The 16,830-nt window shown below is 67.6% G+C and carries 27 protein-coding genes; all 27 read right to left on the bottom strand.

Annotated elements, in window-relative coordinates; all coding sequences use genetic code 11:
• Window positions 1-2: 2 nt before the first annotated feature.
• The 27 genes from map to DEU34_RS02255 all read right to left on the bottom strand — a co-directional run bounded on the left by map (window position 3) and on the right by DEU34_RS02255 (window position 16,766).
• Window positions 3-842: a type I methionyl aminopeptidase gene (gene map, locus DEU34_RS02385; protein ID WP_121148527.1), complete on the bottom strand. Its 840-nt coding sequence runs from the start codon at window positions 840-842 to the stop codon at window positions 3-5.
• A 1-nt stretch (window position 843) separates the two neighbouring features.
• Window positions 844-1,431 (bottom strand): adenylate kinase, encoded by a 588-nt coding sequence (locus tag DEU34_RS02380; RefSeq protein WP_121148524.1) that lies wholly within the window; start codon window positions 1,429-1,431, stop codon window positions 844-846.
• A complete protein-coding gene (secY, locus tag DEU34_RS02375; protein ID WP_116648305.1) occupies window positions 1,431-2,753 on the bottom strand; it encodes a preprotein translocase subunit SecY in 1,323 nt (440 codons plus the stop codon). The genes DEU34_RS02380 and secY overlap by 1 nt, the downstream gene beginning before the upstream one ends.
• Window positions 2,754-2,896: 143 nt before the next feature.
• A complete protein-coding gene (gene rplO / locus DEU34_RS02370; RefSeq protein WP_116648304.1) occupies window positions 2,897-3,445 on the bottom strand; it encodes a 50S ribosomal protein L15 in 549 nt (182 codons plus the stop codon).
• Complete coding sequence (gene rpmD, locus DEU34_RS02365; RefSeq protein WP_091484804.1) at window positions 3,445-3,630, bottom strand: 50S ribosomal protein L30; 186 nt, start codon at window positions 3,628-3,630, stop codon at window positions 3,445-3,447. The genes rplO and rpmD overlap by 1 nt, the downstream gene beginning before the upstream one ends.
• Entirely contained in the window at window positions 3,630-4,301 is a 672-nt protein-coding gene (gene rpsE / locus DEU34_RS02360; protein WP_259460006.1) for a 30S ribosomal protein S5, read from the bottom strand. The genes rpmD and rpsE overlap by 1 nt, the downstream gene beginning before the upstream one ends.
• A gap of 20 nt (window positions 4,302-4,321) precedes the next feature.
• Window positions 4,322-4,681: a 50S ribosomal protein L18 gene (gene rplR / locus DEU34_RS02355; protein WP_121148520.1), complete on the bottom strand. Its 360-nt coding sequence runs from the start codon at window positions 4,679-4,681 to the stop codon at window positions 4,322-4,324.
• A gap of 2 nt (window positions 4,682-4,683) precedes the next feature.
• A complete protein-coding gene (rplF, locus tag DEU34_RS02350) occupies window positions 4,684-5,220 on the bottom strand; it encodes a 50S ribosomal protein L6 (RefSeq protein WP_121148518.1) in 537 nt (178 codons plus the stop codon).
• Between the two features lie 6 nt (window positions 5,221-5,226).
• Window positions 5,227-5,625, bottom strand: a complete 399-nt coding sequence (rpsH, locus tag DEU34_RS02345; protein WP_116648301.1) for a 30S ribosomal protein S8 — start codon at window positions 5,623-5,625, stop codon at window positions 5,227-5,229.
• 69 nt (window positions 5,626-5,694) lie between these two features.
• Window positions 5,695-6,285, bottom strand: a complete 591-nt coding sequence (rplE, locus tag DEU34_RS02340) for a 50S ribosomal protein L5 (protein ID WP_116648300.1) — start codon at window positions 6,283-6,285, stop codon at window positions 5,695-5,697.
• Between the two features lie 2 nt (window positions 6,286-6,287).
• Complete coding sequence (gene rplX, locus DEU34_RS02335; protein ID WP_116648299.1) at window positions 6,288-6,647, bottom strand: 50S ribosomal protein L24; 360 nt, start codon at window positions 6,645-6,647, stop codon at window positions 6,288-6,290.
• A gap of 2 nt (window positions 6,648-6,649) precedes the next feature.
• A complete protein-coding gene (gene rplN / locus DEU34_RS02330) occupies window positions 6,650-7,018 on the bottom strand; it encodes a 50S ribosomal protein L14 (protein ID WP_116648298.1) in 369 nt (122 codons plus the stop codon).
• Window positions 7,019-7,021: 3 nt separating this feature from the next.
• Window positions 7,022-7,417 carry a 30S ribosomal protein S17 gene (gene rpsQ / locus DEU34_RS02325; RefSeq protein WP_396652098.1) on the bottom strand — a complete coding sequence of 132 codons (396 nt, stop codon included), beginning with the start codon at window positions 7,415-7,417 and terminating at the stop codon, window positions 7,022-7,024.
• Complete coding sequence (gene rpmC, locus DEU34_RS02320; protein WP_116648297.1) at window positions 7,417-7,728, bottom strand: 50S ribosomal protein L29; 312 nt, start codon at window positions 7,726-7,728, stop codon at window positions 7,417-7,419. The genes rpsQ and rpmC overlap by 1 nt, the downstream gene beginning before the upstream one ends.
• Window positions 7,728-8,147 (bottom strand): 50S ribosomal protein L16, encoded by a 420-nt coding sequence (gene rplP / locus DEU34_RS02315; RefSeq protein WP_116648296.1) that lies wholly within the window; start codon window positions 8,145-8,147, stop codon window positions 7,728-7,730. Before rplP ends, rpmC begins: the two co-directional genes overlap by 1 nt.
• A complete protein-coding gene (rpsC, locus tag DEU34_RS02310; protein WP_116648295.1) occupies window positions 8,147-8,917 on the bottom strand; it encodes a 30S ribosomal protein S3 in 771 nt (256 codons plus the stop codon). Before rpsC ends, rplP begins: the two co-directional genes overlap by 1 nt.
• Window positions 8,917-9,315, bottom strand: a complete 399-nt coding sequence (gene rplV, locus DEU34_RS02305) for a 50S ribosomal protein L22 (RefSeq protein WP_121148515.1) — start codon at window positions 9,313-9,315, stop codon at window positions 8,917-8,919. Before rplV ends, rpsC begins: the two co-directional genes overlap by 1 nt.
• A 25-nt stretch (window positions 9,316-9,340) precedes the next feature.
• Entirely contained in the window at window positions 9,341-9,622 is a 282-nt protein-coding gene (rpsS, locus tag DEU34_RS02300; RefSeq protein WP_116648293.1) for a 30S ribosomal protein S19, read from the bottom strand.
• Window positions 9,623-9,635: 13 nt separating this feature from the next.
• Window positions 9,636-10,475, bottom strand: a complete 840-nt coding sequence (gene rplB / locus DEU34_RS02295; RefSeq protein ID WP_116648292.1) for a 50S ribosomal protein L2 — start codon at window positions 10,473-10,475, stop codon at window positions 9,636-9,638.
• A gap of 25 nt (window positions 10,476-10,500) precedes the next feature.
• Entirely contained in the window at window positions 10,501-10,797 is a 297-nt protein-coding gene (rplW, locus tag DEU34_RS02290; protein WP_116648291.1) for a 50S ribosomal protein L23, read from the bottom strand.
• The gene (gene rplD, locus DEU34_RS02285) at window positions 10,794-11,456 is read right to left on the bottom strand and encodes a 50S ribosomal protein L4 (protein ID WP_116648290.1); all 663 of its coding nucleotides are present in this window, start codon (window positions 11,454-11,456) and stop codon (window positions 10,794-10,796) included. The genes rplW and rplD overlap by 4 nt, the downstream gene beginning before the upstream one ends.
• Window positions 11,457-11,460: 4 nt before the next feature.
• Window positions 11,461-12,120 (bottom strand): 50S ribosomal protein L3, encoded by a 660-nt coding sequence (rplC, locus tag DEU34_RS02280; protein ID WP_121148513.1) that lies wholly within the window; start codon window positions 12,118-12,120, stop codon window positions 11,461-11,463.
• A gap of 8 nt (window positions 12,121-12,128) precedes the next feature.
• On the bottom strand, window positions 12,129-12,437 hold the full coding sequence (gene rpsJ / locus DEU34_RS02275; RefSeq protein WP_116648288.1) for a 30S ribosomal protein S10: 309 nt from the start codon (window positions 12,435-12,437) through the stop codon (window positions 12,129-12,131).
• A 469-nt stretch (window positions 12,438-12,906) separates the two neighbouring features.
• Window positions 12,907-13,860 carry a hypothetical protein gene (locus DEU34_RS02270; RefSeq protein ID WP_121148511.1) on the bottom strand — a complete coding sequence of 318 codons (954 nt, stop codon included), beginning with the start codon at window positions 13,858-13,860 and terminating at the stop codon, window positions 12,907-12,909.
• 179 nt (window positions 13,861-14,039) lie between these two features.
• Window positions 14,040-14,255 carry an Rv0909 family putative TA system antitoxin gene (locus DEU34_RS02265; RefSeq protein WP_121148509.1) on the bottom strand — a complete coding sequence of 72 codons (216 nt, stop codon included), beginning with the start codon at window positions 14,253-14,255 and terminating at the stop codon, window positions 14,040-14,042.
• 13 nt (window positions 14,256-14,268) lie between these two features.
• Window positions 14,269-15,186 (bottom strand): class C sortase, encoded by a 918-nt coding sequence (locus DEU34_RS02260; RefSeq protein ID WP_121148508.1) that lies wholly within the window; start codon window positions 15,184-15,186, stop codon window positions 14,269-14,271.
• A 68-nt stretch (window positions 15,187-15,254) separates the two neighbouring features.
• The gene (locus DEU34_RS02255) at window positions 15,255-16,766 is read right to left on the bottom strand and encodes a SpaH/EbpB family LPXTG-anchored major pilin (RefSeq protein WP_121148506.1); all 1,512 of its coding nucleotides are present in this window, start codon (window positions 16,764-16,766) and stop codon (window positions 15,255-15,257) included.
• Between the last annotated feature and the right edge of the window lie 64 nt (window positions 16,767-16,830).

Raw genomic sequence — 16,830 nt, 5'->3', positions numbered from 1 at the left:
CTCTATCCGATCACTCGTGGAACGACGCCGAAGGGCGCCAACTTCGCGGCTCCTCCGTCGGGCGACGTCAGAACCCAGATGCCTCCATCGTGCACCGCGACGCTATGTTCCCAGTGTGAGCCGGGCGACCCGTCGACGCTCGTGACGGTCCAGTCGTCGTCTTCGACGAAGGTCTCCTGATCGCCCGCGACCACCATCGGTTCGATCGCCACGGCGAGCCCCGGTCGCACCTCGGGACCGGGATCGCTGATGCGGTAGTTGAAGACGCTGGGCGCCTCGTGCATCTTGCGTCCGATGCCATGACCGACGTAGTCGCGCAGGATGCCGTAGCCGCCCTCGGGGGCGTTCGCCTCGACGTAGGCCTCGATCGCCGTGCCGACCTCGCCCAGTCGCGACGCGGACGCCAGCGCGGCGATCCCGGCCCACAGCGACCCCTCGGTCACCTCCGACAGACGCCGGCGCTCCTCGACGACCGCGGCGGGAGCATCGCCGGGCACGATCATCGTGAACGCGGAGTCGCCGTTCCAGCCCTCGAACTGGGCACCGGCGTCGACCGAGACGATGTCACCCGGCTCGAGCACGCGCTCCCCCGGGATGCCGTGCACGACCTGCTCGTTCACCGACACGCAGATCGTGTGGCGGTACCCGCGCACCATCTGAAAGTTCGACTGTGCACCACGGGCCCGAAGGACGGCGGATGCTGCGGTGTCCAGCTCGATCGTCCGCACACCCGGTGCGATCTTCGCCCGCACCGCGTCGAGCGCGGCGGCGGTGATCAGTCCGGGTTCGACCATCGCCCGCAGCTGGGCGGGCGACTTGTAGATCGAGGTGCGGAAGCGCACGTCAGACGGAGCGGGACAGCCCGCGGGCGTCCAGCGCCGCGAAGATGCGTGCCGTCACCTCGTCGAACGACCCGACGCCGTCGATCTCGTCGACCACGCCACGGGTTCCGTAGACACCGAGGATCGGCGCCGTCTCGGACTCGTAGATCGACAGGCGGTGCGCGATGACCTCTTCTGTGTCGTCGGCACGCCCCTGCTCCTCCGCGCGCTTGCGCAGTCGGTCGATCGACTCGTCGCGGGGAACCACGAGAGCGATCACCGCATCGAGCGACTCGTCGCGCCCCTCGAGGAACTCGTCGAGGTGCAGCACCTGGCCGAGGTTGCGCGGGTATCCGTCGAGAAGGAAGCCGCCCGCAGCATCCGCCTGGGAGAGACGGTCGCGGACGACCGCGCTGGTGAGCTCGTCGGGAACGAGGCGACCGGCGTCGATGATCTCTTTGACCTGCAGGCCCAGATCGGTTCCTTCGGCGACGTTCGCGCGGAAGACGTCGCCCGTGGAGACCACGGGGATGCCGAACGACTCCGCGATGCGCACGCCCTGCGTGCCCTTGCCGGAACCCTGGGGGCCGACGATGAGAAGGCGCGCCATCAGCGGAGGAGGCCTTCGTAGTGACGCTGCTGCAGCTGTGCGTCGATCTGCTTCACGGTCTCGAGGCCGACACCGACGATGATGAGGATCGAGGCGCCGCCGAACGGGAAGTTCTGGTTGGCACCGACCGTCGCGAGGGCGATGAGCGGCAGGAGCGCGATCAGACCGAGGTAGATCGAGCCCGGCAGCGTGATGCGGGTAAGCACGTAATCGAGGTACTCGGCCGTCGGGCGCCCGGCACGGATGCCGGGGATGAACCCGCCGTACTTCTTCATGTTGTCCGCGACGTCGACCGGGTTGAACGTGATCGCGACGTAGAAGTAGGTGAAGCCGATGATGAGAAGGAAGTACGTCGCCATGTAGACCGGCTGGTCGCCGGAGGTGAAGTACTGCTGGATCCACGCGACCCAGCCCGGAACCTCCTGGCCCGGCTGCGGCTGGTTGAACTGCGCGATGAGCGCCGGGATGTACAGCAGCGACGAGGCGAAGATGACGGGCACGACGCCGGCCATGTTCACCTTGATCGGGATGTACGTGTTCGATCCGCCGTAGGTGCGTCGGCCGACCATGCGCTTGGCGTACTGCACCGGGATGCGTCGCTGCGACTGTTCGACGAACACCACCAGCGCGACGACCACGACGCCGACGGCCAGAACCATGAGGAAGACCTCGAAGCCGCGGGCGGCCCAGATCGACCCCATCGCCGACGGGAACGTCGCGGCGATCGAGGTGAAGATGAGGATCGACATTCCGTTGCCGACACCGCGCTCGGTGACGAGCTCGGCGAACCACATGATGAGGCCGGTGCCGGCGGTCAGCGTGATGATCATGAGCAGCTGCGCCCACCACACGTCGTTGGTGAGGAGCTGCTGGCACTCGGGGATGCTGGTGGCGCCGAAGAGCTGGCCCGACCGTGCGACCGTGACCAGAGTCGTCGACTGGAGGAGCGCGAGGGCGATCGTGAGGTAACGCGTGTACTGCGTCAGCTTGCTCTGGCCCGCCTGCCCCTCCTTGTAGAGGGTCTCGAAGTGCGGGATGACCACGCGCAGCAGCTGCACGATGATCGTGGCGGTGATGTAGGGCATCACGCCGAGCGCGAAGATCGACAGCTGCAGCAGTGCACCGCCGGAGAACAGGTTGACGAGCGAGAGGAGGCCCTCAGTGCTTCCCGACTGGTCGAGGCACGACTGCACGTTCGGGAAGTTCACGAACGGCGTCGGAACGTGCGCGCCCAGACGGTAGATGGCGATGATCGCGAGAGTGAAGCCGATCTTCCTCCGCAGGTCGGGTGTGCGGAACACCCGCGCGATGGCGCTGAACAAGGGGACTCCTCCGGAATGGTTCCGCGCGCACAGAGAGCGCACAAGAAGCCAGCGTAGCCCAGCCGGGCGCGCGGGGTGGTCCGCGCCTCCCGACTGGAACGGCAACAGGGGCCGGAGGAAGCCTCCGACCCCTGTCATGGGTGTTACTGAACGGTGCCGCCCGCGGCGACGATCTTCTGCTCGGCGGAACCCGAGACCTTGTCGACCGACACGGTGAGCTTCACCGAGATGTCGCCGGTGCCGAGCACCTTGACCTTCTCGTTCTTGCGAACCGCGCCCTTGGCGACGAGGCCCGCGATGGTGACCTCTCCGCCCTCGGGGTACAGCTCGGCCAGCTTGTCGAGGTTGACCACCTGGTACTCGACGCGGAACGGGTTCTTGAACCCGCGCAGCTTCGGCGTACGCATGTGGAGGGGCATCTGCCCGCCCTCGAAGCCGACGCGAACCTGGTAACGAGCCTTCGTTCCCTTGGTACCGCGACCGGCGGTCTTACCCTTCGAGCCCTCACCGCGACCCACGCGGGTCTTGGCCTTGTGAGCGCCGGGGACCGGACGGAGGTGGTGCACCTTCAGCACACCCGGGCGGGTGGCAGGAGCTTCCTTCGTCTTGGCCGCAGCGGCCGGCTTCTTGGCGGCGGGCTTGCGCGCCGGAGCCTTCTTGGGCTCGGCGGCTTCGGTTTCGTTCTCAGCCATTAGTCGATCTCCTCAACCTTGACGAGGTGGGCGACGGTCTTGACGTAGCCGCGCGTCTGCGCGTCGTCGGGACGAACGACCGAGTCGTTGATCCGCTTCAGACCGAGGCTGCGCAGCGTGTCGCGCTGGTTCTGCTTCTCGCTCACCTTGGACTTGATCTGCGTGACCTTCAGACGGGCGGCCATCAGGCACCTACCTTCTGGGCGGCGATGGCGTCGGCCTCGGCACGGACGAGCCGGGCGGGTGCCACCTGGTCGAACTCCAGGCCGCGGCGGGCGGCCACGGCGCGGGGCTCTTCGAGCTGCTTCAGCGCGGCGACCGTCGCGTGCACGATGTTGATCGTGTTCGACGAGCCGAGCGACTTCGACAGGACATCGTGGATGCCCGCGCACTCGAGGACGGCGCGCACCGGACCACCGGCGATAACACCGGTACCGGCAGCGGCCGGACGCAGCAGCACGACGCCGGCAGCGGCCTCGCCCTGCACCGGGTGCGGGATGGTCGATGCGACGCGGGGAACGCGGAAGAAGTTGCGCTTGGCCTCTTCGACACCCTTCGAGATCGCCAGGGGGACCTCGCGGGCCTTGCCGTATCCGACGCCCACGACACCGTTGCCGTCACCGACGACCACCAGGGCGGTGAAGCTGAAGCGCTTTCCACCCTTGGTGACCTTGGCGACACGGTTGATAGTCACGACGCGCTCGAGGAACTGGCTCTTGTCGTCGCGCGAACCACGGTCACGCTGGTTGGCGTTGCGCTCACGGCCACCGCGACGCGGCTCGCGCTCGCGCTCGGGCGCCTGAGCTGCAGCAGCCGGCGCCTCGGCGGGCGCGGTCTGCTCGGCATCCACTGCCACTTGGGTCTCCTTGTTGTCGCTCACAGGTTCAGCCCCTTCTCGCGGGCGCCATCGGCGATCGCTGCAACGCGTCCGGCGTAGCGGTTGCCGCCACGGTCGAACACGGCGTCGGTCACTCCGGCGGCGATGGCACGCTCGGCGACGAGCTCGCCGACCTTGCGCGCCTTGGCGGTCTTGTCGCCGGCGAGGCCGCGCAGATCGGTCTCGAGCGTCGAGGCGGAGGCCAGCGTGCGGCCCTTGCTGTCATCGACGAGCTGCACGAAGACGTGACGCGCCGAGCGGGTGACGACGAGACGAGGACGAGCCTCGCTGCCGACGATCTTCTTGCGAAGGCGGGCGTGACGACGCGCGCGGGCTTCGCTCTTTGTCTTGAGAGCCATGGCTACTTACCACTCTTTCCGGCCTTGCGGCGCACGACCTCGCCCGCGTACCGCACACCCTTGCCCTTGTACGGCTCGGGCTTGCGGATCTTGCGGATGTTGGCGGCGGCCTCACCGACGGCCTGCTTGTCGATGCCGCTCACGGTGACCTTGTTGTTGCCTTCGACCGTGAGGGTGATTCCCGCGGGGGGCTCGACGAGAACCGGGTGCGAGAAGCCGAGGGCGAACTCGACCGAGCTGCCCTTCTGGGCGACGCGGTAACCCGTGCCGACGACCTCGAGACCCTTGGTGTACCCCGTGGTGACACCGATGATGTTGTTGCTGATGAGCGTGCGGGTCAGTCCGTGGAGCGACCGCGACTCGCGCTCGTCGTCGGGACGGCTGACGAGAACCTGGTTCTCCTCGACCTTGACCTCGAGCGGGCGCGACACGGTGAGCGTGAGCTCACCCTTGGGGCCCTTGACTGCCACATCCTGGCCGGCCACCGAAACGGTGACGCCGGCGGGGATGTCGATGGGAAGACGTCCGATTCGCGACATGTCAGATCACCACACGTAGGCGAGGACTTCCCCGCCCACGCCCTTCTGGTCGGCCTGGCGGTCGGTGAGAAGACCGGAGGAAGTGGACAGGATGGCAACACCGAGGCCACCGAGGACGGTGGGGATCTCGGAGGACTTCGCGTAGACGCGGAGACCGGGCTTCGACACGCGCTTGATGCCGGCGATCGACCGCTCGCGGTTCGGGCCGTACTTCAGCGTGAGTGTCAGGGTCTGACCGACGCGGGCGTCTTCGACGATCCAGTCGGAGATGTACCCCTCCTGCTTGAGGATGTCGGCGATGTGGGTCTTGAGCTTCGAGCTCGGCAGCGACACGGAGTCGTGGTGCGCCGAGTTCGCGTTGCGCAGACGGGTCAGCATATCTGCGACCGGGTCTGTCATCGTCATGTGATGCTTCTTTCGTTCATGAGGTTTCGGCTGCCGTTACGCGGCAGACGACCTTCGATGATGGATGGCTTATGCCTGGGTCTCGGCGGCCTGGAAGGGGAAACCGAGCTGCCGCAGCAGCGAGCGGCCCTCGTCGTCCGTCTTCGCGGTGGTCACGACGGTGATGTCGAAACCGCGAACACGGTCGATGCGGTCCTGGTCGATCTCGTGGAACACGGACTGCTCCTGGAGGCCGAACGTGTAGTTGCCGTTGCCGTCGAACTGCTTCGACGACAGACCGCGGAAGTCGCGGATACGGGGAAGCGCGAGGTTCACGAGACGGTCGAGGAACTCCCACGCGCGGTCGCCGCGGAGGGTGACGTGAGCGCCGATGGCCTGACCCTCGCGCAGCTTGAACTGCGCGATGGACTTGCGGGCCTTGGTGACGACCGGCTTCTGGCCGGTGATCTTGACGAGGTCGTCGACCGCGCCATCGATCACCTTGCTGTCGCGAGCTGCCTCGCCGACACCGGTGTTCACGACGACCTTCACGAGACCGGGGATCTGCATGACGTTCGAGTAGCCGAACTCCTCCTGCAGAGCCTTCTGGATCTCGTTCTTGTACTTCTGCTTCAGGCGCGGCTGGATTTTGCCAGCGGGCGCGGCAGTATCGGTGCTCATATTCAGAGGTCCTTGCCTGACTTCTTCGCGAAGCGAACGCGAACCGTGCGCTTCACGCCGTCCTTGACCTGCTCCTCGACGCGGTGGCCGACGCGGGTCGGCTTCTTGCTCGAGGGGTCGACCAGGGCGACGTTGGAGATGTGGATGGGGGCTTCGAACGTCTCGATGCCACCCGTCTTGGTTCCGCGCTGGGTCTGACCCACGCGGGTGTGCTTGGTGACGTAGTTCACGCCCTCGACGATGACGCGGTTCTGCTCGACAAGGATCTCGAGGACCTTGCCCTGCTTACCGCGGTCGCCGCCGCGCTCGGGCTTGGCGCCCGAGATGACCTGAACCAGGTCGCCCTTTTTGATCTTCGCCATGATCAGATGACCTCCGGTGCCAGCGAGACGATCTTCATGAACTTCTTGTCGCGAAGCTCACGACCGACAGGCCCGAAGATGCGGGTGCCGCGGGGCTCCCCGTCGGTCTTCAGGATCACGGCGGCGTTCTCGTCGAACTTGATGTACGAGCCGTCGGGGCGGCGGGTGTGCTTGATGACGCGCACGACCACAGCCTTGACGACGTCGCCCTTCTTGACGTTTCCGCCGGGGATCGCGTCCTTGACCGTTGCCACGATGACGTCACCGATGCCCGCGTAACGACGGTTGGAGCCGCCGAGCACGCGGATGGTGAGCAGCTCCTTGGCGCCGGTGTTGTCGGCGACCTTGAGGCGGGATTCGTTCTGAATCATGGGTTACTTCGCCTTCTCGAGGACCTCGACCAGACGCCACCGCTTGGTGGCGCTGAGCGGACGGGTCTCGTTGATCAGCACGAGGTCGCCGATGCCGGCGGAGTTCGTCTCGTCGTGCGCCTTCACCTTGGAGGTGCGACGGATGACCTTGCCGTAGAGCGGGTGCTTCACGCGGTCCTCGACCTCGACGACGATGGTCTTGTCCATCTTGTCGCTGGTGACGTAGCCACGGCGCGACTTGCGGTAACCGCGGGCGTCCGCGTCGCGCACGTCGCGCTCGGAGCTCTCGTGCCCCTTGGCCTGCACGGCCTCGTCCACGACGGGCGCCTCGGCGGCCGCAGCTGCCTTGGTCGGCGCCTTGCGGGCGGGAGCCTTCTTCTTCTCGGTGGTCTCAGCCATCACTCGGCCTCTTCCTTCGCGGCCGAGTCAGCGGCATCCGCCTTCTTGGCCTTGGTCTTCTTCGCCTTCGTCGCCTCCACCGGAGCGGGAGTGGCACGGATGCCGAGCTCGCGCTCACGGATGACGGTGTAGAGCCGCGCGATGTCGCGCTTGACGGCGCGGATGCGGCCGTGGCTCTCGAGCTGGCCGGTGGCCGACTGGAAGCGCAGGTTGAACAGCTCTTCCTTGGCCTTGCGCAGCTCTTCGACCAGACGCTGGTCTTCGAACGTGTCGAGCTCGCTCGGGGCGAGCTGCTTGGTGCCGATCGCCATTACGCGTCGCCCTCCTCGCGCTTGATGATGCGTGCCTTGAGGGGCAGCTTGTGAATTGCCCGGGTGAGCGCCTCGCGAGCGAGGGACTCGTCGACACCGGAGACCTCGAAGAGGACCCGGCCCGGCTTGACGTTCGCGACCCACCACTCGGGCGAACCCTTACCGGAACCCATGCGGGTTTCAGCGGGCTTCTTGGTCAGCGGACGGTCGGGGTAGATATTGATCCACACCTTTCCACCACGCTTGATGTGACGCGTCATGGCGATACGAGCGGACTCGATCTGACGGTTGGTCACGTAGGCGGGGGTCAGTGCCTGGATGCCGTACTCGCCGAAGCTCACCTCGGTGCCGCCGGTCGCCTGACCGGACCGCCCGGGGTGGTGCTGCTTGCGGTACTTGACCTTACGGGGGATGAGCATTACGCCGACGCTCCTTCTGCCACGGGGGCCTCGTTGCGGGGGCTCCGCGGCGGACGGCGGTCGCCGCGGTCGCCACGGTCGTCGCGACCGCGGGACTTGGGCGCGTTGGCCTGCTCGCGAGCGAGCTCCTTGTTGGTCATGTCGCCGTTGTAGATCCAGACCTTCACGCCGATGCGGCCGAAGGTGGTCTTCGCCTCGTAGAAGCCGTAGTCGATGTTCGCGCGGAGCGTGTGCAGGGGCACACGGCCTTCGCGGTAGAACTCCGAGCGGCTCATCTCGGCGCCGCCGAGGCGGCCGGAGACCTGGATGCGGACACCCTTGGCGCCGGCGCGCTGTGCACCCTGCATGCCCTTGCGCATCGCGCGGCGGAACGCCACACGACCCACGAGCTGCTCGGCGATGCCCTGCGCGACGAGCTGGGCGTCGGCCTCGGGGTTCTTGACCTCGAGGATGTTCAGCTGGATCTGCTTGCCGGTGAGCTTCTCGAGGTCGGCGCGGATGCGCTCGGCCTCGGCGCCGCGACGACCGATCACGATGCCCGGGCGGGCGGTGTGGATGTCGACGCGGACGCGGTCACGGGTGCGCTCGATCTCGATGCTGCTGACGCCGGCGCGGTCGAGCGACGTGGTGAGCAGACGACGGATCTTGATGTCCTCCGCCACGTAGTCGGCGTAGCGCTGGCCAGGCTTCGTCGAGTCGGAGAACCACCGGGACACGTGGTCCGTGGTGATACCGAGGCGGAAGCCGTACGGGTTGACTTTCTGGCCCATTACTTGCTCGCCTTCTTGGTCGGGGTTCCGGCCTCGGCCGTCGGCGCCTCGGGCGTCGACAGCACGACCGTGATGTGGCTCGTGCGCTTCTTGATCTGGAAAGCGCGGCCCTGGGCACGGGGACGGAAGCGCTTCAGCGTCGCGCCCTCGTCGACGTACGCGTTCGCGACGAACAGATCCTGGTCGTCGAGGTACTCGTTCGTCTTGTCGGCCGTGACCCGAGCGTTCGCCATCGCCGAGGCGACGAGCTTGTAGATCGGCTCGCTCGCGCCCTGCGGCGCGAACTTCAGGATGGCGAGGGCCTCAGCGGCCTGCTTGCCCTTGATGAGCGCAACGACACGACGAGCCTTCTGAGGGGTCACGCGGATGTGTCGCACGCGTGCGATGGACTCCACCATTTCTCTCTCCTCTAGCGCCCCCGCGTCAGCGGCGGCGGCCCTTCTTGTCGTCCTTCTCATGGCCGCGGAAGGTGCGGGTGGGCGCGAACTCGCCCAGTTTGTGACCCACCATGGTCTCGGTCACGAACACGGGGATGTGCTTGCGACCGTCGTGCACGGCCACGGTGTGGCCGAGCATGGCGGGGATGATCATCGATCGACGCGACCAGGTCTTGATCACGTTCTTGGTACCGGCTTCGTTCTGCGACACGACCTTGCGAAGCAGGTGCTCGTCGACGAAGGGGCCCTTCTTGAGACTGCGTGGCATCTTCTGTTCCTACCTACTTGCGCTTCTTGCCGGCGGTACGACGACGGACGATGAGCTTGTCGCTCTCCTTGTTGGGGTGGCGGGTGCGCCCCTCCTTCTGACCCCACGGGGTCACGGGGTGACGTCCACCGGACGTCTTGCCCTCACCACCACCGTGCGGGTGGTCGACCGGGTTCATCGCGACACCGCGGACGGTCGGGCGGATGCCCTTCCAGCGGTTGCGGCCGGCCTTGCCCCAGTTGATGTTCGACTGCTCGGCGTTGCCGACCTCGCCGATCGTCGCGCGGCAGCGCACGTCGACGTTGCGGATCTCGCCCGAGGGCAGACGCAGCTGGGCGTACGGGCCGTCCTTGGCGACCAGACGCACGGATGCGCCGGCCGAACGCGCCAGCTTCGCGCCGCCGCCGGGGCGGAGCTCGATGGCGTGGATGACCGTACCGGTCGGGATGTTGCGCAGCGGCAGGTTGTTGCCGGGCTTGATGTCAGCGCCGGCACCCGACTCGATGACGTCGCCCTGCGACAGCTTGTTCGGCGCGATGATGTAGCGCTTCTCGCCGTCCGCGTAGTGCAGCAGCGCGATGCGCGCGGTGCGGTTGGGGTCGTACTCGATGTGAGCGACCTTGGCGTCGATGCCGTCCTTGTCGTTACGACGGAAGTCGATCAGACGGTACTGGCGCTTGTGTCCGCCACCGATGTGACGCGTGGTGATGCGCCCCTGGTTGTTGCGGCCACCGGTCTTCGACAGCGGTCGGAGCAGCGACTTCTCAGGCGTCGATCGCGTGATCTCGGCGAAGTCTGCCACCGACGAACCGCGGCGACCCGGGGTCGTGGGCTTGTACTTGCGAATAGCCATGTTCTGTAGTCCTCAGTCCCGACCGTCAGCCGACTGCCGTGAAGATGTCGATGGTGCCCGACTTCAGCGTGACGATGGCGCGCTTGGTGTCCTTGCGCTTGCCGAGGCCGAAGCGGGTGCGACGCGCCTTGCCGACGCGGTTGATGGTGTTCACCGCGGCGACCTTGACGTCGAAGATCTTCTCGATGGCGAGCTTGATCTCGGTCTTGGTGGCGCGGGTGTCCACGTAGAACGTGTACTTGCCCTCGTCGATGAGCCCGTAGCTCTTCTCGGAGACGACCGGCTTCAGGATGATGTCGCGCGGGTCCTTGTTTACGGTCATGCCGACACCTCCTGGGTGGTCGCCGACTTCGACGCGACGAAAGCGTCGTACGCGGCCTTGGTGAAGACGATGTCGTCCGAGACGAGCACGTCGTACGCGTTGAGCTGGTCGAACGTGAGGACGTGGACGTACGCGAGGTTGCGGACGCTCTTCACGGCCACATCGTCGCCGCGCTCGATGACGACCAGCACGTTCTTCGTCGCCGAGAGGGCACCGAGCACGGATGCTGCGGCCTTCGTCGACGGCGTGCCGTCGAACCCGAACGAGTCGATGATGTGGAGACGGTCGCCGCGTGCGCGGTCGCTCAGTGCGCCGAGGAGGGCGGCCGAGATCATCTTCTTGGGGGTCCGCTGCCCGTAGTCGCGGGGCTTGGGACCGTGGACGATGCCACCACCGGTCATGTGGGGAGCACGGATCGAACCCTGACGGGCGTTACCGGTTCCCTTCTGCTTGAACGGCTTGCGGCCGGCACCGGAGACCTCACCGCGACGCTTGGTCGAGTGGGTTCCCTGGCGAGCCGCCGCGCGCTGCGCGACGACGACCTGGTGGATCAGCGGGATGTTCGTCTTGACGTCGAAGATCGCGGCGGGCAGCTCCACGGAGCCAGCCTTCTTGCCGTCTGCCTTCAGCACGTCGAGCGCGAGAGTCGAGTCAGCCATGAGGTCAGGCACCCTTCACTGCGTTGCGGACGTAGACGATGCGGCCACGTGCACCGGGGACGGCGCCCTTGACGAGCAGCAGACCCTTCTCGGCGTCGACGGCGTGCACCGTGAGGTTGAGGACGGTCACGCGCTCGCCGCCCATACGGCCGGCCATGCGCATGCCCTTGAAAACGCGGCTCGGGGTCGACGAGGCGCCGATCGAACCGGGCTTGCGGTGGTTGCGGTGCGAACCGTGCGATGCCGAGACGCCCTTGAAGTTGTGACGCTTCATGACACCGGCGGTTCCCTTGCCCTTGCTGGTGCCGACGACGTCGACCAGCTGGCCGGCCTCGAAGAGGCCTCCCGCGGTGAGTTCCTGTCCGAGCGAGTAGTCGCCGGCGTCCGCGGTGCGGATCTCGGTGACGTGACGACGGGGGGTGACGCCCGCGGCCTCGAAGTGGGCCGTCAGGGGCTTGTTCACCTTGCGGGGGTCGATCTGCCCGTAGGCGATCTGCACGGCGTTGTAGCCGTCCTTCTCGGGGGTGCGAACCTGGGTGACCACGTTCGGAGCCACCTCGATGACGGTGACGGGAACGAGCTTGCCGGTGGCGTCCCAGACCTGGGTCATGCCCAGCTTGGTGCCCAGCAGGCCCTTGGAAATCTTGGAGTTGATGTCAGCCATGTCGAACCTCAGAGCTTGATCTCGATGTTGACATCGGCCGGGAGGTCGAGACGCATCAGCGAGTCGACGGCCTTGGGCGTCGGGTCGATGATGTCGATCAAGCGCTTGTGGGTGCGCATCTCGAAGTGCTCGCGGCTGTCCTTGTACTTGTGCGGCGACCGGATGACCGCGATGACGTTCTTCTCGGTCGGAAGCGGCACGGGGCCGACGACCGTCGCGCCGGCACGGGTCACGGTGTCGACGATCTTGCGCGCGGACGAGTCGAGTCCGGCGTGATCGTACGACTTCAGGCGAATGCGGATCTTCTGTCCCGCCATTGTCTGCTCTCTCTCTATACGCGTCTTACCCCGGGCCATTCGGACCCGGTGGCATTGGACGCACGACGGCGCTTGCGCGCCCTGGCACTTCTGCTCACTCTTGCGAGCGATGCTGCACCGCTGTTCTGCTGTCAAACCGGCTGCCGAAGCATCCGGCCCGCCCCTCCTCGCGCACGAAGACGCACTCCCGAAAGAGTGGAGGGTTTCGGTGGGATGTTCTCCTGCCCGCGGCCTAGCTCACTCTCGTGTCGCTATGCACTGCCCTGGCAGTGACCGGCGGCACGCAGAGCGACCACCGGAGTGTGGAACTGGATTAGTCTACGTGCCGCCCGGGCGTGTCGCAAACCCGGGCGTGTCGCGACAGACGATATGCAGCGCTCCCCCAGCCTCACACACGCCGACAGTGCCCGTTTCTGCCGCGGGTGCCCGACATTGCGGCCTGAAATGGCGGATTCGGGCACTCTCGGTGTCAGTCGAGCACACCGTGCGATCGCAGGAACGCCGCGAAGGTCGACAGCGACGTCAGGCGCTCCCACCCCCAGCGCACGGGCAGCCACCCGGTCGCCTCCGTCACCGCGGACTCGCGCGCGCGCTGCTCTCGCAGGGTCTCCCGGATGCTGCGCCCCGCCGTCATGGCCGGGTCCACGTATTTGCCGTCGCCGTCGAACTCCCCGAACCGGCGCCGTCTGGGCCACGCGAAATCGGGGTAGGCGCGGCGCCCGCCGCGCAGGCGCACCTCGGCCTGCAGCACGGGGGCGTCCGCGTGGAGGCGATGCATCCATAACCGGCTGAGGCTCTCGCCGGGAAGCTGCGCCCGCCCGTCGGCGAACGCGATCACGAAGCGCGCCTGCCGGATCCCGCGGGCCGACCCCGCCGCATCCGCCATCTCCTGCACGCGCTTGCGGAGGGCGGCAGCGCTCTCCTCGTCGTACCGGCCATGGCCGCGCCACGCGACAGCGCGCAGACCGCCGTCGAACGCCGCAAGTGCGGTCTCGACCGACGCCGTCCGAGCGACGTCGAAGAGCGTGCGCGCGAGGGAGGTGACCCGGAGCCCCTCGCGCTCGACGATGTCGTCGTCCCCCAGCGTGACGACACGGCGCACGACGTCGCCGCGGCTCCTATGCCCGACGCCCGGCTGCGCGACCTCTACGCGGTCGTCGCCGACCCGCAGGAGCGGCAGCCGCCACGCTGCGGCCGCGGTCGTGCCCATGAAGACGGGTGGATGCACCGCTCGGGCAGCAACGGCATGTGCGCGCAGCAGGATCCGCTGCTCGGAGGTCGAGGCGTCCCATGCGCCGGGATTCACGTACGCGCCCGAGCGCAGCCGCACCAGCGCTCCCCCGCGCACCTCTGCCCTCAGCCCGCCGTCAGACCCGGTACCGGAGAGATCGGCGGTGCGGACGAGGGGGCCATCGAAACGCATGGTTCGACGGTGCCCCACCGCCGCCCCGCTCCCGCCCCCGGCGGCGCATCGGTGCAGCATCCGTCCGTTGCGACCCCCTGGGGAGGAGAGGGCGCCCACACGCCGAAAGTGCCCGTTCCCGCCGTGGGTGCCCGAATCTTCGGGCACCTATGGCGGAAACGGGCACTCTCGGTGCGGCGCTACTGGTTGCCGATGTTCTTGTCGACGTTGGCGCGGACCTCGTCGATCTTGCCGTGGTGCTGCTCGGGAGCGACCTTCTTGATCGCGTCGGCGGCACCGTCGAGGAACTTGTCGCTGACGTCTTCGGCCTTCTCGCTCTTGAGGGCCTCCTCGATCTTGTCGCGGTTCTGCTCGAACATCTGCTTGCCCTTGTTGATGATGTCGTCGACACCCATGGGGTGACCTCCTCTAGTCCGAAGCCCCATTGTCGGTCGTGGCCTTCGCCGCGGGCAAGGGGTGGCGGACCGCGCGAGGAGGTCTCCCCGAGAGCCAGACGTACGTCGACGCGACGACGAGCACGCCGGCCACGATGAACGCCCACCACGGGAAGGTGGGGATCTCCGGTCCCCGGCCCGCGCCGTCGAGGTCGGCCTGCGGGGTCGGGATGACGCGCTCCCCGGTCACGAGGATGCGGTGGCTGTTCACACCGAGCGGGGTGCAGGTGACGAGGGTGACGAGGTCCTCCCCCAGCGCGGGGAGCAGACTCTCCGTCTCCGCGGGGTCGACCACGCGGGTGTCGACGACGCGGTAGGTGAGCACTTCGCCGAAGACCTCGATCGTGAAGGTATCTTCCACCTGCACGCGGTCCAGATGCGTGAACAGCTCGCTTGTCGCGAGCCCGCGATGCGCCGTCAGGACGGAGTGGGTGGATGCCCCGCCCACCGGCACGGCGGTTCCCTCCAGGTGCCCGACCCCGTGTTCGAGGACGGCATCGCTCGTGCCGTGGTAGATCGGGAGGTCCACGCTGATGGCGGGGATCTTCAGTCGCGCCATCAACCCGTCAGCATCCGCGCGGAGGACGCCGAGGTAGTCGCCGGCCTGGTCGGGCTCGTCGGCCAGCGGCAGCCGCTCGTTCGCGGCCACGTTCGCACCGGCCCCGCTCAGGTCGTCGTTGTAGGCGCGCGCCTCGGCGAGGCGCTCGCGGAGGGTGTCGGCGCCGAGGTCGGCGACGTCGTCGGTGAGCGCATCGATGCGCTGGGACTGCTCGTACTGGCTGAACCACGACACCACGGTCGGAAAGAGCAGGAGCCCCGCCCCGGCGAGCGAGACGAGCGCGATGATCAGAGGAAAGACCGGCAACCGCCACCGCCGCGCCCGGCGCAGCATCCTGCGCGTCGGGAACGGCGAAGGCGGGGCGCCCGGCCGACGCCCCGCCTTCGCTGTCACCATGCCGGTTACGCGGCAGCGCGCGCGCCGAGCGCGCGACGACGCGACACGACGACCGCCGCGCCGAGGGCGATCACCACGAGGGCGCCGCCACCGAGGCCGAACCACAGGCCGCCGTCACCACCGGTGAGAGGCAGCAGGAAGTTCGCGGCCGACACCTGCGTGTGGTTGAACTCGACGTAGTTCTGCACGGGCGGGACGGTCGAGGTCGGTCCCGCGACCACCACGGCCTGCACGGGGTTGCTCTGCGGCAGGTTGAAGCCGGCGGGCGGGGTGATCTCACGCACGTAGTAGCTGCCCGGCGTGATGATCGGGATGGCCACGAGGCCGTTCGCACCCGTCGTCCAGTTGGTCTCCCCGTTGATCGAGATGGGGTTCTGCTGGAGGTTAGCATCGTTCTGGTTCAGGTACACCTGGTACACCGCGCCGGCCAGGGGCGTGCGCGGACCGCCGTTGTTGCTCTCGTACGCGAGCACCGTGAGCTGACCGATCGGCGTGACACCGGTGACGGTCGTGGTCAGGCCGTTGATGTTTCCCGTTGCGCTGTTGACGATGCGGCCATCGGCGGGGATGGACACGGCGCGCGTCAGCACGTTGAACGACACGACGCCGCCCTGCAGACCCGTCAGACGGGTCAGGCCCGCGGGCGTGAAGGTCAGGGTGGAGGTGCCCGCCGCGGCGTCGGTCACGATGTTGTAGTCGGTGCCCGCCACGAAGTTCTGGGCGAGACCGGCGGAGTTGGTGACGGTGACGGTCGTCGGCGACACACCCGCCGGCGGGGTGCCGACGAAGGTGAGGTCGGCCGGGATGGTGTCGACCAGCGAGAAGTTCGAGATCGAGTCGCCCGCGGCGAGAGTCGGAACGGTCGACGAGATCGCCCAGCGGATGAGGTCGGGGTTGCGCGCCTCAGCGGAGTTCGCCGGAGCCGGTACCCGCGTCTTGGTCAACTGGGTGACGGCGTTCTTGGGGTAGACGTGGACGTCGTAGATCCACTGGTTCGCCGGCGCGCCCTGCGTGCCCGTCGGCAACGGCAGCGAGACGAGGAACGGCGCCGTGGGGTTGGTCGCCTCGGCCGGGAGCACGGTCTCCTGCACGTAGAACAGACCGATCGGCATGTCGGTCGGGAACGTCGCGGTGCCGTTGGAGGCGGATGCCGTGGACGTGAACGTCGTCGTGCCGAGACGGTTCGCCGCCGACTGCGGGGTGAGGTTGCTCGCGATGGCCCATCCCTCCGACGTCGTGAGGTCGACGCCGGCGACCTGCGTCGCGGTGAAGACCGCACCCGCGAGGGGGGTGCCGAGGTTCGTGCCCGCCGGGAGCTGCTGGCCGGTGCCCGCCTGCTGCGGGCTGTTCGGGCCGAGCGCGTACTTGTGCACCGTCAGGCTGCGCGCCTGCGTGCTGTCGATGTTGCCGGGCAGCGTGACCGCCTGGGCGGGGGCGGTGGCCACGATCGCCGCGCCGGCGGCCAGGACGACGGCGCCGATCGCGGCGGTGACCCGCCGAAGGATGGACGAGGACATGGGATTGCTCCATTCGGTGTGTACAGCGAGTAGTGCGAGGAAAGGGGTGGATCTATCGGTGAGC

The organism is Microbacterium sp. AG1240 (assembly GCF_003635115.1).
Classification (GTDB): domain Bacteria; phylum Actinomycetota; class Actinomycetes; order Actinomycetales; family Microbacteriaceae; genus Microbacterium.
Note: the sequence above shows the minus strand (reverse complement) of the source record. Positions and strands in the feature narration are given on the sequence as shown.

Bases quoted from the DNA above. Each gene is read 5' to 3' on its own strand.
- DEU34_RS02380 (WP_121148524.1), bottom strand. From the start codon at position 1,431: ATGGCGCGCCTTCTCATCGTCGGCCCCCAGGGTTCCGGCAAGGGCACG.
- rplO (WP_116648304.1), bottom strand. From the start codon at position 3,445: ATGGCTGAGAACGAAACCGAAGCCGCCGAGCCCAAGAAGGCTCCGGCG.
- rpmD (WP_091484804.1), bottom strand. From the start codon at position 3,630: ATGGCCGCCCGTCTGAAGGTCACGCAGATCAAGTCCAAGGTGAGCGAG.
- rplR (WP_121148520.1), bottom strand. From the start codon at position 4,681: ATGGCTCTCAAGACAAAGAGCGAAGCCCGCGCGCGTCGTCACGCCCGC.
- rplF (WP_121148518.1), bottom strand. From the start codon at position 5,220: ATGTCGCGAATCGGACGTCTTCCCATCGACATCCCCGCCGGCGTCACC.
- rpsH (WP_116648301.1), bottom strand. From the start codon at position 5,625: ATGACGATGACAGACCCGGTCGCAGATATGCTGACCCGTCTGCGCAAC.
- rplE (WP_116648300.1), bottom strand. From the start codon at position 6,285: ATGAGCACCGATACTGCCGCGCCCGCTGGCAAAATCCAGCCGCGCCTG.
- rplX (WP_116648299.1), bottom strand. From the start codon at position 6,647: ATGGCGAAGATCAAAAAGGGCGACCTGGTTCAGGTCATCTCGGGCGCC.
- rplN (WP_116648298.1), bottom strand. From the start codon at position 7,018: ATGATTCAGAACGAATCCCGCCTCAAGGTCGCCGACAACACCGGCGCC.
- rpsQ (WP_396652098.1), bottom strand. From the start codon at position 7,417: ATGGCTGAGACCACCGAGAAGAAGAAGGCTCCCGCCCGCAAGGCGCCG.
- rpmC (WP_116648297.1), bottom strand. From the start codon at position 7,728: ATGGCGATCGGCACCAAGCAGCTCGCCCCGAGCGAGCTCGACACGTTC.
- rplP (WP_116648296.1), bottom strand. From the start codon at position 8,147: ATGCTCATCCCCCGTAAGGTCAAGTACCGCAAGCAGCACCACCCCGGG.
- rpsC (WP_116648295.1), bottom strand. From the start codon at position 8,917: ATGGGCCAGAAAGTCAACCCGTACGGCTTCCGCCTCGGTATCACCACG.
- rplV (WP_121148515.1), bottom strand. From the start codon at position 9,315: ATGGTGGAGTCCATCGCACGCGTGCGACACATCCGCGTGACCCCTCAG.
- rpsS (WP_116648293.1), bottom strand. From the start codon at position 9,622: ATGCCACGCAGTCTCAAGAAGGGCCCCTTCGTCGACGAGCACCTGCTT.
- rplB (WP_116648292.1), bottom strand. From the start codon at position 10,475: ATGGCTATTCGCAAGTACAAGCCCACGACCCCGGGTCGCCGCGGTTCG.
- rplW (WP_116648291.1), bottom strand. From the start codon at position 10,797: ATGACCGTAAACAAGGACCCGCGCGACATCATCCTGAAGCCGGTCGTC.
- rplD (WP_116648290.1), bottom strand. From the start codon at position 11,456: ATGGCTGACTCGACTCTCGCGCTCGACGTGCTGAAGGCAGACGGCAAG.
- rplC (WP_121148513.1), bottom strand. From the start codon at position 12,120: ATGGCTGACATCAACTCCAAGATTTCCAAGGGCCTGCTGGGCACCAAG.
- rpsJ (WP_116648288.1), bottom strand. From the start codon at position 12,437: ATGGCGGGACAGAAGATCCGCATTCGCCTGAAGTCGTACGATCACGCC.
- DEU34_RS02270 (WP_121148511.1), bottom strand. From the start codon at position 13,860: ATGCGTTTCGATGGCCCCCTCGTCCGCACCGCCGATCTCTCCGGTACC.
- DEU34_RS02265 (WP_121148509.1), bottom strand. From the start codon at position 14,255: ATGGGTGTCGACGACATCATCAACAAGGGCAAGCAGATGTTCGAGCAG.
- DEU34_RS02260 (WP_121148508.1), bottom strand. From the start codon at position 15,186: ATGCTGCGCCGGGCGCGGCGGTGGCGGTTGCCGGTCTTTCCTCTGATC.
- DEU34_RS02255 (WP_121148506.1), bottom strand. From the start codon at position 16,766: ATGTCCTCGTCCATCCTTCGGCGGGTCACCGCCGCGATCGGCGCCGTC.